The 13,375-nt window shown below is 70.2% G+C and carries 10 protein-coding genes and 2 pseudogenes; 7 read left to right on the top strand and 5 right to left on the bottom strand.

Annotated elements, in window-relative coordinates:
* Positions 1-79 precede the first annotated feature (79 nt).
* The gene (locus AMK22_RS33190; RefSeq protein WP_073791100.1) at positions 80-2,389 is read right to left on the bottom strand and encodes an FtsX-like permease family protein; all 2,310 of its coding nucleotides are present in this window, start codon (positions 2,387-2,389) and stop codon (positions 80-82) included.
* Entirely contained in the window at positions 2,386-3,096 is a 711-nt protein-coding gene (locus AMK22_RS33185; protein WP_073791098.1) for an ABC transporter ATP-binding protein, read from the bottom strand. The genes AMK22_RS33190 and AMK22_RS33185 overlap by 4 nt, the downstream gene beginning before the upstream one ends.
* Positions 3,097-3,234: 138 nt before the next feature.
* Here AMK22_RS33185 and AMK22_RS33180 point away from each other — a divergent pair, with 138 nt between their 5' ends.
* Together AMK22_RS33180 and AMK22_RS33175 are read left to right on the top strand one after the other, a co-directional pair.
* The gene (locus AMK22_RS33180; protein ID WP_242434256.1) at positions 3,235-4,074 is read left to right on the top strand and encodes a sensor histidine kinase; all 840 of its coding nucleotides are present in this window, start codon (positions 3,235-3,237) and stop codon (positions 4,072-4,074) included.
* Complete coding sequence (locus AMK22_RS33175) at positions 4,071-4,790, top strand: response regulator (protein ID WP_073791095.1); 720 nt, start codon at positions 4,071-4,073, stop codon at positions 4,788-4,790. The genes AMK22_RS33180 and AMK22_RS33175 overlap by 4 nt, the downstream gene beginning before the upstream one ends.
* Before the next feature lie 477 nt (positions 4,791-5,267).
* Here AMK22_RS33175 and AMK22_RS33170 read toward each other — a convergent pair whose 3' ends face one another.
* The gene (locus AMK22_RS33170; RefSeq protein ID WP_073791094.1) at positions 5,268-5,783 is read right to left on the bottom strand and encodes a DinB family protein; all 516 of its coding nucleotides are present in this window, start codon (positions 5,781-5,783) and stop codon (positions 5,268-5,270) included.
* A gap of 121 nt (positions 5,784-5,904) precedes the next feature.
* Between AMK22_RS33170 and AMK22_RS33165 the strand changes: the two genes are divergently transcribed.
* Together AMK22_RS33165 and AMK22_RS33160 are read left to right on the top strand one after the other, a co-directional pair.
* Positions 5,905-6,630: a transposase family protein gene (locus AMK22_RS33165; RefSeq protein ID WP_206780483.1), complete on the top strand. Its 726-nt coding sequence runs from the start codon at positions 5,905-5,907 to the stop codon at positions 6,628-6,630.
* Positions 6,631-6,647: 17 nt separating this feature from the next.
* A pseudogene (locus AMK22_RS33160) lies at positions 6,648-7,395 on the top strand (IS6 family transposase).
* A gap of 315 nt (positions 7,396-7,710) precedes the next feature.
* On the opposite strand, the gene AMK22_RS33155 reads toward AMK22_RS33160, so the two are convergent.
* Together AMK22_RS33155 and AMK22_RS33150 are read right to left on the bottom strand one after the other, a co-directional pair.
* Positions 7,711-9,357, bottom strand: a complete 1,647-nt coding sequence (locus AMK22_RS33155; RefSeq protein ID WP_073791092.1) for a pyruvate, phosphate dikinase — start codon at positions 9,355-9,357, stop codon at positions 7,711-7,713.
* A 77-nt stretch (positions 9,358-9,434) separates the two neighbouring features.
* Positions 9,435-10,067: a transcriptional regulator gene (locus AMK22_RS33150; protein ID WP_073791091.1), complete on the bottom strand. Its 633-nt coding sequence runs from the start codon at positions 10,065-10,067 to the stop codon at positions 9,435-9,437.
* A gap of 1,186 nt (positions 10,068-11,253) precedes the next feature.
* On the opposite strand from AMK22_RS33150, the gene AMK22_RS33145 reads away from it, so the two are divergent.
* From AMK22_RS33145 to AMK22_RS33140, 3 genes and pseudogenes are all read left to right on the top strand, one after another.
* The gene (locus tag AMK22_RS33145) at positions 11,254-11,523 is read left to right on the top strand and encodes a hypothetical protein (protein ID WP_073791089.1); all 270 of its coding nucleotides are present in this window, start codon (positions 11,254-11,256) and stop codon (positions 11,521-11,523) included.
* Positions 11,524-11,726: 203 nt separating this feature from the next.
* The gene (locus tag AMK22_RS39760) at positions 11,727-11,894 is read left to right on the top strand and encodes a DnaJ C-terminal domain-containing protein (RefSeq protein ID WP_274535461.1); all 168 of its coding nucleotides are present in this window, start codon (positions 11,727-11,729) and stop codon (positions 11,892-11,894) included.
* A 244-nt stretch (positions 11,895-12,138) separates the two neighbouring features.
* Positions 12,139-13,000, top strand: a pseudogene (locus AMK22_RS33140) (IS110 family transposase); the annotation flags it as partial.
* Positions 13,001-13,375: the final 375 nt, after the last annotated feature.

Raw genomic sequence — 13,375 nt, 5'->3', positions numbered from 1 at the left:
CGACATCACACAGACCCTAGTCGCCCCGGCCGCCGACGGAAGCGTCCTCGCCCTTCTCTGCACCATGCCGACAGGTGATCTACTCGGTGTGCAGCACCGAGGCGATGGTCATCCGGGCCGCCGACCGGGCCGGGACCAGTGCGCCGAGGACTGCGATCGCCACACCCGCCAGGAGCATCGCGGCCAGCTGCGGCGCGTGCCACATGTCCTTCATATGTGCGGGGAAGTCGACCACCCCGACATGGTCCACGACGAGGCGGTGCGCCACGATCCCGAGCGGGATGCCGAGCAGCCCGCCGACCGCGCCCAACCCGGCGACCGAGGTCACCGTCATCACCACCACCTGCCGGGGTGTCATCCCGATCGACTTGAGCATGCCCAGGTCCCGGCGCCGCTCACGGGTGTTCAGGAGAACGGTGTTGAAGACACCGAGCGACGCGACGAGTGTCAGCAGCACCGTGAACACCGTCGAGAAGGTGATGACGGTGGCGGTGCCGGCGTTGCCGGAGTCCATCACCGACGCGTGCAGGCCCGGGTCGAGCGCCGCGACCGCCTCGGCGTAGGCGCGCGCGTCGGCGCCGGAGGCGAGCCGTACCGTGTACTCGGTGGCGTGGGCGCCCGGTGCGAGTTGGGCGAAACTCTCCCAAGCGGCCTCCAGGGCCCGGGCGTTACCCTCAATGAGCTGACCCACGACGGTCGCGGTGATCTTCCTGCCGTTCAGCTCCAGCGTGACCCGGTCACCGAGCTTCAGCCCGCGCTGGCTCAGGAACGCCGGCCCGGCCACGATCTCGCCCGCCGCGGCCGGCGCCCGGCCCTTGACGATGGTGTGCTCGTACAAGGAATCGTCGCCGCGGTAGAAGTCGGCGAAGACGGGCTGGGTCTGCCCAGTCATGTTCGCCTGGGACAGCGCGCGGGCCCGTACCCCCTCCGCACCCGGCAGGGACCGCAGCCGTTTCTCGATCTGCGGGTCACTGAGCCGGGGCGGGGTCCGGTCGTTGCCCGATCCCCCGGTCGTCACGTGGATCCTGGCGCCTCCGTCCTCCCGCCCGACATTGCCGTACGCCACCATGGTGCTGGTCAGTCCGGTCGACAGGGTCACCGTAGTGACCCCGAGGACGATGGCCGCCATGGTCAGCAGGGTGCGGCTGGGGCGGGCGAACGGCTGGCTGAGGCCCAGACTGACCGGGCGCGGCAGCCGGGTGGCGCCGAGCAGCCGCTGGACGCGCAGCCCGCGCCCGGTCCGCGGCGCGCCGCCCGCGCTGATCGCCTCCGCGGCGGGCACCCGGTGGGCGCGCAGGGCGGGGACCAGCGCGGCCAGCAGGACAAGGGCGGGCATGCCCACGAGGCAGGCCACGGACACCCACGGGCTGATGTCGCCGACCGCGGCCCGGCCCACGTCGATGCCGGTGAACGCGACCTTCAGGATCGGCCCGGCCAGCGCGTTGCCGGCCAGCGTGCCCAGCACGCAGCCCACCACCGCCGGTACGGAGAGCATCGTCAGGTAGACGGCCACGACCTGGTTGGGGGTGAAGCCCAGGGCCTTGAGCACTCCGATGTGCCGGTACCCGGAGACGACCGCCCCGCTGACCACGTTGCCGACGATCAGGGTGGAGACGAGCAGGCCGAGGATGCCGAAGAGTGTGATGAACGGGAGGTAGGAGTCGGCCAGCGCGGAGAAGGCGTGCTTGAGGGTGAGGTAGGTCTGAGCGCCGGTCAGCGATTCCTTGGGCAGTCCCGTGGTGGCCCGTGCCAGCGAGGCGCTCAGCTGGGTTTGCGTCGAGGAGTCCGTGAAGCGGTAGAGCATCTGGGCGGAGGTCGGGTGCAGTGCGGCCATCTGCTCGGGCGAGACCCAGGCGCTCGCCGACTTGCTCATGCTGGCGGCGAATCCGACGACGGTCAGCGTCGCTCCGCCGGGGGTCTCCAGCTTGGTGCCGAGCAGCTCGGGGCCGGGGGAGCCCTGGACGGACCAGTTGACGACGATCTCGCCGGGTGCGGTGGCCCAGTGGCCTTCAAGGAGTTCGATCCGGTCCACGGGGCCCGCCGGATCGGCCCGGCCCACCACCGTGAGGGTGCCGCCCGCCATCCAGAGCCAGTCCTTGGGGATGTCGACGACGGCCTGCCCGAACGGCCCGGCCGCGGCCTTCACCCCAGGCTGCCGGGCGGTCCGTGCCAACTGCTCCTGCGAGACCTTCGTGGTGTCGAAGGCCGCCACCGTATGAGCACCGCGCTGTGCGGCGTAGGCCTTGTCGAAGGGGCCCGAGGCGGCGTTCAGCAGCGCCAGCGCGAGCAGGACGGTCGTGGTGGAGCAGAGCACGACGAGCCCGATGACGAAGGTCTGGAGCCGACGGCGCTTCACGGCCGCGCGGGAGGCTCTCCATACGGCGCTCACGCGGTCGCCGCCAGCGTGCTCTCGCGGGCGACCCGGCCGTCGGCGACTTCGATCAGCCGGCTGGCGCAGCGGGTAGCCAGCTGCGGGTCGTGGGTGACGATCAACAGGGTCTGGCCGATCTGGTTGAGGTCGATCAGCAGATCCATCACCTGCTCGCCCGACCGGCTGTCGAGGGCGCCGGTCGGCTCGTCGGCAAGCAGCAGGGCCGGGCGGTTCATCAACGCCCGTGCGACGGCGACCCGTTGCCGCTCGCCGCCGCTGAGCGTCGCAGGATAGTTGTTCCGGCGTTCGGCGACACCGAGTTCGTCCAGGAGCTCCAAGGCACGGCGGCGCGCCTGCCGGGCCGGGGTGCCGGTCAGCTGCGCGGCCAGCGCCACATTGTCCAGGGCGGGCAGATCGTCGATGAGGTTGAAGAACTGGAAGATCATGCCGATGTTCCGCCGCCGGAACAGCGCCAAGCCGGTCTCGTTCAGTTTCCCGAGGTCATGACCCTGCACCTCGACTGCGCCCGAGGTCGGCCGGTCCAGGCCGGCCACCATGTTGAGCAAGGTGGACTTGCCGCAGCCGGAGGGGCCCATGACGGCGACCGCGTCCCCCGCCCTGATCTCGAGCGACAGGCCGTCCAGGGCCTTCGCGTCGCCGTACTCCTTGTGCACGCCGTCCAGCCGCACCACCACGTGCCGGGCACTGCCATGTTCGGTTGTCATGGCTCGAACTTAGGACGGAGTCTGCGGACGGGGCGTCACCCCCCGGATGTATTCGTCCGGGCAGGTCATCCCGGGGATGTACGGAGCTGCCTCCGGGGGCTGATGCGGGGCGCGTCGTGCAGCTGCGAAGATGATCCGGTGTGGGGATCCTGGACGATCTGGCTGGTCATCGCCCTGGCGGCGGCAGTTGGCGCCGCTGGGTGTCTGTGCGTGGCGGCGGTCCGGGCGCGGCGGCTGCACCAGGCGGCCATCGAGGAGCGCGGCTGGCTGCTGGAGCGGGAGCGCGAGAGCGCGACGCGGACCGCGGTCGACGCCGAGCGGGCCAGGATCGCCGCCGAGCTCCACGACATCGTCAGCCACAACGTGAGCCTCATGGTGGTCCAGGCCGGAGCCGCCCGCGAGGTGCTGGCCACGATGCCTGACGAGGCGGCTGCGGCGATGAGCGCCGTCGAGACCGCCGGGCGGAACACGATGACCGAGCTGCGGCACCTGCTCGGCCTGCTCGCACCCGCGCAGAACGGCGACGACGAGCCCTACGATATGGACCTGTCACCGCAGCCGAGCTTGAGCCGGCTCAGCCCGCTGATCGACCGGATCGCCTTTGCCGGCCTGCCCGTGGAGATGCGCATCTCGGGTGAGCCGCGCCCGCTGCCGACCGGGATCGATGTCACCGCCTACCGGATCATCCAGGAGGCCCTGACCAATGCCCTCAAACACGGGGACGGAGCGAAAGCCGAGGTGACGGTGCGATACGCGGACCACTACCTGCGAGTCGAGGTGCTGAACAGCGGACCGAGCATCCTGTCGGACAGCCGGCCCGCGCGGAAAGAGCCGGTCCCGGGCCAGGCAGACGGAACGGGACGCGGGCTGCTCGGCCTGCGGGAGCGGGTCGCCGTCTACGGCGGCGACCTTGACGCCCGCCGCCGCCTCGGCGGCGGCTACCGAGTCCGCGCCCGGATCCCGCTGGACCGGCCATGACGACGCACACCGAACCCGCCCCTCGCGTCGTGATCGCCGACGACCAGGAGCTGGTCCGCACCGGCTTCCGCCTGATCCTGTCCGCCCGCGGCATCGACGTGGTGGGCGAAGCCGGCGACGGAGCCGAGGCCGTGGCCACCGTGCTGAGGCTGCGGCCCGACGTCGTACTGATGGACATCCGAATGCCCGTCATGGACGGCCTGGAAGCCGCCCGCCGCATACTCGCGCAGGCCCCGGACTGCCGGGTGATCATGCTGACCACCTTCGACCTCGACCACTACGTCTACACCGCCCTCGCCGCCGGAGCCAGCGGATTCCTGCTCAAGGACGTCACCCCCGCGCATCTGGCCACCGCCGTACGCCTGGTCGACACCGGTGACGCCCTACTCGCACCCTCGATCACCCGCCGCCTGGTGGAGCGCTTCGCCCCCAGCGCCCCCAGAACCGGTTCGGGTCTCGCAACCCCAACCGTCCACCGAGACCTGGCCGCGCTGACGCCGCGCGAGCGCGAGGTACTGACGCTCATGGGCCGAGGTCTTTCCAATTCCGAACTGGCATGCGAACTGACGCTCAGTGAGGCGACAGTGAAGACCCACGTGGCCCGGATCTTCGCCAAACTGACCCTGCGCGACCGGGCCCAGGCCGTCGTCCTCGCCTACGAGACAGGACTCGTCTCACCGGGCGAGTCCGCTGACACCGCCAACCCCTGCCGATAGCCGGCAATTTTGGAGCCAGGAGCTGTTCGCTCCGACGCCCGCCGGACGGGCGGCCCTCCTCGGCCAGGCTCGGCTCGATGAGATCGAACTTGAGTTCCACGTCCAGCCAGAGCTGGCGCACGGGTACCAGCAGCACCGTCGTGCACCTGGACAGCAGCCGGTGCCTCGACCAGATCGCCGGCAGGCCAGTCCTGACGTACTGTAAGCCGTCGAAGACGACCCAGCACTGGGCGAAGGATTACGGGCTACCCCGCGATTGGTCGTGAGGCGTGTTGGCCTGGCTCCTGAGGCAAGGGCCCGCTACGTGGAGTCGCGCTAGTGCCGTGACCGGCAAGGTTTGCCCGGAAGGAGCGTCGTCGGGTGCGTGCGATCGCAAGGCGGTCGAAAGCCCTCGTAGCGGGCTACGTGGGCTTTCGGCCAACGCCGCGAGCGTGCGTGCCGGGCGGTGCGACGGGGCAAACCTTGCCGGTCACGGCACTAGTAATAGCCCTTCGTGCCGTCGAGTAGCTCTCGGACGATGTCCGCGTGTCCCGCGTGCCGCCCCGTCTCCTCGACGAGGTGGATCAGCATCCAGCGGAGGTTGGCGCTGCCGGAGCGGAAGTCGGGGTGTCGGCCGACGTCGTCCAGGGAGGCCGCGGCGACGATCTCGTTGCTGCGGGCGCACTGGGCCTCGTACTCCGCGAGGAGCTCGGCGAGGGGGCGGCCGTCGGTGTGCCAGTCGGCGTCCTCGCTCGACTCGTCGAACGACGGGTTCTGCTTCTTGTCGCCGCCGAGGAACAGCACCTCCAGCCACATGTGCTCGGTCCAGCGCATGTGGGAAATGAGACCGGCCATCGTCATGGCCGGTGAGGTCGGGATGGCCGGGCGGTGCGCGTCCTCATCGCTCAGCCCCTCGCATTTCCAGCGCAGGATCTGCCGCTGCAGGTCCAGCCAGCCGATGAGCGCGGTGCGTTCGTCCGCTTGGAGCGGGGGGCGTTCCAGTTCCGATGTCATGCTTGCGCACGCTACCGGGGCGGTCGGGAGGGGACACCTGGATTTACGGGCCCTTCCGCGATTGATGATCTTCGTCACGGCTGGGGACATCGGGGTGTTGGTGCGAGTCATCCGGGTTGTGATGGCGCATCCCGCCCTCTGCGGTGTCCCGGAGTGGCTCTTGGGCGAGCTGGTCACGGAGCTCGCTGCGCGCTGGGAGGCCCGCTGCGAGTCCGAACGCCATGGCCGTCGTCAGGGTTCGCGCCGACGTGAGGCGGGGGCCGGGCCGAAGTACGAGCTGGTGTTCACCGACCGGCTGCTGGCCACGCTGGTGCACCTGCGGACCGGGCTCACCTATGAGGCGCTGGGCGTCATCTACCAGGTGGGCAAGTCGACGATCGGCCGGGCGGTGGCAGAGGTGAGGCCACTACTCGCGGCCCGCGGGTTCGCGGTGCAGCAGCGCCCCGGGCTGCGGCTGCGCACATTGGAGGGCGTGTTCGCCTATACCGAGGCCGAGGGGGTGACCCTGCGGATCGACGGGATGGAGACCCAGGTGAGGCGCCCCAAAGCACACCGTCCCGGCCGACGTGCGTTTGTGTCGGGCAAGCGCAAGCAGAACACGGTCAAGACGACCACGATCAGCGATGGGCAGGGCCGGACCCTGTGGTCCGGAGCGGTACGTCCGGGCCGGATGCATGACCAGACCTGCGTGCGCACCGAGGGCATCGCCGAGCAGTTCCGCTTCCACCCCGGCGTGAAGGCAGAGGTGGACGACGGTTACCGGGGCCTTGCGAACGATTTCCCAAACCGGGTCTCCGCCCCGCCGCGACGACCGAAGTATCTGGACGGGCATTGTCACGTTGGCTGACCGCCTGAGATGATCTTGTGGTTGATCGTGCCGGGAGGGGTTCGCTCGTTTCGTCCGCGCCGCCGTCGTACAAGGGGCACCGATACCCGGTAGAGATCATCTCCCACTGCGTGTGGCTGTACTTCCGCTTCCCGCTCAGCTTCCGGGAGGTCGAGGAGCTGATGCTCGAGCGCGGTGTGATCGTCTCTCACGAGACGGTCCGCCGCTGGTGCGCGAAGTTCGGGCAGGCCTATGCCAACTCCCTGTGCCGGAGGCGGCCCCGTCCCGGGGCCAAATGGCACCTGGACGAGGTCTTCGTGAAGATCAACGGTGAGCTGAAGTACTTGTGGCGGGCCGTCGACGCCGACGGCAACGTGCTCGACATCCTTCTCCAGGGCCGAAGGGACAAGGCCTCAGCCCGGCGCTTCTTCCGCAAACTGCTCAAGAATACATGCTCGGTGCCGCGGGTGATCGTCACCACAAGCTCCGCTCCTACGGCGCGGCCCACCGCGAGGTCATGCCCTCCGTCGAGCACCGTTCCCACAAGGGCCTGAACAACCGGGCCGAGAACAGTCATCAGCCCACCCGGCAGCACGAACGCGCAATGAAAGGCTTCCGCAGCGTCGGCGGAGCCCAGCAGTGCCTGGCCGCGTTCAGCGGTATCTCACCCCACTTCAGGCCCCGCCGCCACCTGATGACCGTCGCCCACTACCGCACCGAGATGATCACCGCTTCGCTATCTGGGATCAGATCACCGGCGTCGCCGGCCTGCCTGCTGCGGCCTGAGCACGGAACCGGAACCCGGCCCCACCACACCCGACACACCGTCAGGCACGCACACACTCAACAACGTGACAGCGCCGTCCGGGTCGGTCAAGGCTCACGTGCACCGCCGCGGCTCCGCGACCGGATCGCCGTCTGGAACACCGATCCCAGACCCTGCGTCGGGACCAAGACCGCCGACGAGATCCTCGAGCGTCTCGCCTCATATTTGAACAGAACTCCAGACTCAGAAGACCAGGGTGCAGGAAACAAGAACGCTCTTCGTCTACTGGTGGTGAAGGACGTTCGCGCCGAGTCGCGCGCCCCGCATGAACGCCGTCAGTTCGCCGGTCCGTCGCCGGTCCGCCGGAGGGCGGCCTGTGCCGAGGTGAGGCGTTCGGCTTCGTTGCGGCCCGTGGTCCTGTCGCCCGCGACGTCGTCGGCCCAGCCCAGCAGCCGGTGCAGCTGTGGGTCGGTCGAGGACGCGGCGATGCGGGGCTCGCCGACGACGACCTCTCCGCCCGTTCCGTCAACGGCGATGAGGGTGCCTTCGGGCAGGGGGCGTCCGCCTGCCCGGACGCAGCCGTCGGCGGCGTCGACGGTGAGGTTCGCGGCACCCACGACGGCGGGTTTCCCCATCGAACGTGCCACCACGGCCGCATGACTTGTCGGGCCGCCGCGAGCGGTGACCACCCCGGCGGCGGCGGCCAGGCCGTGCATGTCGAGCGGGGAGGTTTCGGGGCGCAGCAGGACGACCGGCCCTCCCGCGGCGAGCCGGGCCGCGCTGTCGGCGGTGGTCGCCACTTGGCCGACAGCGACTCCCGGGGAGGCGCCCAGCCCTCGGGTGAACAGGTCGCGGGGTTCGATCGCCGTGATCCGGGGCGTACGTACGTGGGTGAGGTGCTGCGGTGAAACGCGGAGCAGCGCCTCGTCGCGCCCGATCGTTCCCGCGTCGGCCAGGTCGACCGCGACCCGGACTGCGGCACGCCCGACGAACCGCCCGCGGCGCACCTGCAGGATCCACAGTTCGCCCGCCTCGAAGGTGAACTCGACGTAGCACGCGTCGCGGTAGTTCTCCTCGAGCCGGGTCAGGGCGGACAGCAGACGGGTCCACACCTCGGGTTCCCGGTCGGCCAGTTCGCTCAGGGGCTCGGCCAGTGACGAGCCCGAGACGACGTCTTCGCCTTGGCGGCCGAACAGGGCCTCACCGAACGGGACATGCTCGCCGGTGTTGGGATCACGGCTGAACGCGACGCCCGTCCCGCTGCGTTGGTCACGATTGCCGAACACCATCGCCTGTACGATCACGGCGGTGCCGAGGTCGTGCGGGATGCCGTGCAGTTCGCGGTAGGTCTTCGCGCGCGGTGTGTTCCACGACGAGAACACTGCCTCGACGGCGAGCTCCAACTGGCGGGTGGCGTCCTCGGGCGCGTTGTCGCCGCTGCGTTCTGCGATGAGCTGCTCGACGTTCTGGATCGCCTCGGCGAGGCGGCTCGTGTCGGCGTCCTGTCCGGCGAGCGCACGGTGGATGACCGCCAGGCTCTCCGGGCCCACGCCGGCGACCTCGGAGGCGAAGCTGGTCAGAAACCTCAGCCGTGAGTCGAGTGCGAACCGCAGGTCGCCCGTCTCGTCGGCCAGGGTGGTGGTCGCCTCGGTGGTGAGCCCGAGGTTGAGGACGGTGCTCATCATGCCGGGCATCGACACGCTGCCGCCGGAGCGGACGGACACCGCAAGCGGCCGCTGTGGACCGCCGAGCCTGCGGTGCGTGGTGGCTTCGAGGCCGTCGACGGCGGCCGCCAGTTCGGCGGCGAGGCCGCTGGGCAGCCGTCCGGTACGGAGGAAGGCGCGGCACGCCTCCGTGCTGATGACGAAGCCCGGCGGCACGGGCAGTCCCAGACGGCGGAGCACGACGAGACCGAGTGCCTTGCCGCCGAGGACTTCCGCCGTCTCCTCGACCTCGGCCGAAATCGGGTGAATCCAGGTCATCGCATGGTCCTCTCTGCGTCGCCTCTGCTGGTTCGGCTGTGGGGTCTGCGCCGTGCGCGGGGCGGCGGGTGGCGGATTCAATGGCGCGGGATGCCGAGGGTGGCCAGCAGGTCCTCGTGCAGCTGGAACCACACGGTGTGATACGAGGACGTGCTGTCCGTCACGTACTCCAGAGCGCCGGCCCTCGCCCGGGCGAGCGCGTCGGCGAGCCGGACGGGGTAGCGCTGGAAACGGAGCAGCGCCTCGGACAGCTCGGCGTAGAGGGGGTCGGCACGCTGGTGGAACTCCATGAACCGGTCGAGCACCTGGGCGTCGTAGGAGGGGTCGCTGTGGTCGTTCATCGTCATGGAGCCGTCTACGGTGCGGGTCTGCCATGCCGTGCAGAGATCGAGCAGTTCGGGGTTGAGCACCAGGAACCGGTCGAACGCCGCGGTCAGTCGGGCCCGGGCTCCGGCTTCCTCCAACTCGTCGGCGATCTGCTCGGCGTCTGCGGCTCGGCCCTCCTCAGTAAGGCCCCATCCGCCGAAGTCGCCGGCGGTATGGGTGACGAGTCCGGCCACGGCGAGGTCGATCAGTTCCGATTCGACGTCGGACTCGGGGAGTCCCGACGCCCTGGCCACCCCGGAGAGGCCGGAGAAGCCGATGCAGCGGAGGGTGTGAAGCACCAGCAGGTCGGTGCTGGTCGCGTGGGATGATACAGGCTGGGTCATGGCGCGGCCCCATCGGGTGCGGTGTGGGAGACATCTGCGGTCGTGAGATCGAAGGTGGCCGCTCCATGGGCGGCGCGGGGTCCTTGGGCTCGGGTGACGATTGTGCCGTGCTGCACGCGTACCGCGTACTCGGTGACGTCGTCGGCATCCGGTACACCGACGGCCGACGCTGGCAGACCGCGCTCGTCCAGGACGAGGCGGAGGCGTGGCCAGGCGCCGGTTCGAACACGCGCCGCAGGCACCGGGCGAGGTCACCAACCCTCAGCTGTCTGAGGCGGCCGGTCTCGGCCGGGTCCGCCGTCGTGACGACCACGGTGATCCGGTCGCCGGTCCGTGCGGCGCGGACAGCCTCCTCGGCGGCTTTCAGACGGTTGGTGCCGAGGAGCATGATCACCCGTCCTCGGCGAAGCCGATGGGGCGGTGCGTGATGAGATCTTGCAGCTCCTGCGGCCAGCGGTCCCGGCAGGCTCGGGCCTGCGGGACACAGGACAGGTGCGGAGGGTTCCAGGTGCCGGTCTGCTCGCCTACGACATCCCCGGCCGCAGGCCCGAGTTGCTGCGTGCTCTGGACCGCGTCTCCCGCCTCGCCCCGCTGTAGGGCCCAATGCCCCGCCCCGGTCCCGTCCGCAGGGACGGGCAGGTCCGGGCTGGGAGATTGCCCTGGTGCCTCGCCCTGTTGCAGCGGGGCGAACGCCTTGTTGTGCTGTGGGTCAGCAGGACGTGGGGTTGGTGAACTGCAGGGTCTCGGGTCCCTTGCTGGTGCAGGTGGACTGCTGTCCGCTGCTGAGGTCCCCGATCTCGGTCTGGTCGCGGAAGCCTATGATCCTGGCCTCACCGAGGGGTGCGCCCTGAACGAAGTGGAGGTCGCAGGACCTCCCACGCAGGGAACTTGTCGGCGGTGAGAGACGCGGTGAAGGTGTCCTTGCTCGGCGAAAGGGTCACCCGTGTGTTGATCCGGCCGAAACCGGGCCCGATGCACGTTTCGCCGACGTAGTTGCGTTCCTAGGAGTTCATGGCGGAGATGCCTACGGGCAGATCCCCGGAGCTGGTGCACGAGACGCTGATCAGATTGCGTGCGTTCTTTGACGTGTCGCCCACGGAGGCGGCTTCGGAGACGAACGTGAGGGGGAGGGCGTCACGGCACCCTCACCGTGATCCGGATACGGTGAGGGTGTGGTGCCTGACTGTTGGTCAGGGGGCCGACTTCCGCCGAGGAAGAGTGGTTCCCGCCGGGCGCCGTCGAGGAGCTCCTGCCCAACTCCCATCTGCGCGCCCGCTTCCGCGAAGAGCTTCCCCGCCTCCCCCTGGCCTACTTCGAGGAGCCCGCCCCCGAACCTCCAGGCCCCGTTTCCTCGCACCATGCCTACCTGCAGCTGAGCGATGCGTACGCGGCCGAAGCGCACCGGGCCGAGCGGGCAGGCTGGCAGGTCGCCCGTCAAACCGCGCGACCGGGATGATGCCGGGCCGGTGCTGCCGCCGCTGAGCGCGGCGCGGGCCCGTGAGGTGACGGCCGGGCTGCGGAAGGCGCGGGAGGACGTCCGGCGCGCCGTCGGCGTTCTCGCGGCCCGGGTCCTGGCCGCGCACGCTGCCCGGGTCTGGGACCCGGTGGGCTACCCGTCGTGGGCGGTGTATTGCGCCGCGGGCGGGATCGGACGGATGCGTGCCATGCGAAGGCACCGGACAGGTCAAGGATGTCCGCGAGTACCGCGTTCGCATGCCTGCCGGAGTCCGGGACAGGCAAAAGATCCGCCCCCGCGGGATCGGCGGGCAGGGAAGGGGCGGCGGCGAGGCGGGGGACCTGTACGTCACCGTGCACATCGACGACTGACAGTGATGATGTTCGTGGTGACGCTGTGGGTGGGTCTGACCCTCCGACTGACTGACGTCTCGACTGTCCTGTTTGGGATTTGTCGGCCCGTGCCTACCGACACCCTGGACGCTACGGCTGCAGACCTAGCGTCTGGGGTCGATTCAACAAGTCAGGAGCTTGGTCCAGAAGCCCCGTCACTGTCTTGTCCACCCGCCCGACCGGCGCGTGCCGCCCTCGTCGGTACGCACGCGCAAGGACGGACATGACCAGCATGACGCACGACGGCCCGCAGATCACCGGCGGAGTCGACACCCACGGCCTGACCCATCACGCGGCCGTGATCGACGCGGTCGGGCGGCACCTGGCCGACCGGGAGTTCCCCGCCACCATCCGCGGCTACCGGGACCTGCTGGACTGGATGCGTACGCACGGCGCGCTGGTCGCGGTGGGAGTGGAGGGCACCGGCGCCTACGGAGCCGAGCTCGCCCGGGTGCTGACCGCCGCCGGCGTCACGGTCGTCGATGTGGACCGCCCGGACCGCAAGACGCGGCGGATGAAGGGCAAGTCGGACCCGATCGGCGCCTACGCCGCCGCGACGGCTGTGCTTTCCGGCCGGGCCACCGGCGTCCCCAAGAGCCGGGACGGCGTGGTCGAGGCGGTGCGGGTGCTGCGGATCGCCCGCCGCAGCGAGGTCAAGGCCCGTACCCAGGCGATGAACCAGATCCGCAGCCTGTTGGTGGCGGCCCCCGCGATGCTGCGCGAGCAGGTCGCCGGCCTGGACAGGGCCGCGCTGATACGGACGCCGGCCCGGTTGCGGCCCGGTGATGACCTGTCTCGCCCGCTGGCGGCCACGAGGGCACCGCTGCGGCGGCTCGCTCGACGCCACCAGGCGCTGGAGGAGGAGATCACCGAGCTGGACACGGAGATCGGCCCACTGGTCAGGCAGGCCGCCCCGCAGCTGCTGGAGCTGTTCGGAGTCGGTCCCGAGACCGCCGGCCAACTGCTGGCGTCGGCCGGGGACAACCCCGAGCGCATGCGCGCACCTGGCCGGGGTCGCGCCGATCCCGGCCTCCTCCGGCCGCACCCACCGCCACCGCCTCAACCGCGGCGGCGACCGGGCAGCCCCCGCCCGACCCCCACACCCTGACGCGCCCTCAACCGATCAACACCCCAACGTGACAACGCCCGTCCAGGTGCTCGGCCAGCCGGAAACTGGTGTCTGCCCGGATTCAACCATCAAAAGGGAGAAGACGTGACTCAAGGCGGCGCGCTGACGGGGTCGGCCGTGCTCGGCGGGGCGCCCGGCCCGGTGCGGGGCCGGGTCCGGGACCGGGGCTGATCCTGTGCGGCTTTACGACGAGCGCCGTGCACGAACCGCTCTCGGGGATCGAGCTGCTGCGGGGAAGTGCCGGGGCCGACCTACGGCGGAGCGCCTTCGACTGCCGTGACAGCCGGGCCTTCCGGCATGAGCGCCGGGCCTTCTGACGGATCGCCGACCC

It is taken from the genome of Streptomyces sp. CB01580 (assembly GCF_001905795.1).
GTDB lineage: Bacteria > Actinomycetota > Actinomycetes > Streptomycetales > Streptomycetaceae > Streptomyces.
The sequence above is the reverse complement of the archived record's forward strand: the minus strand, read 5'-3'. Positions and strand labels throughout refer to the sequence as shown.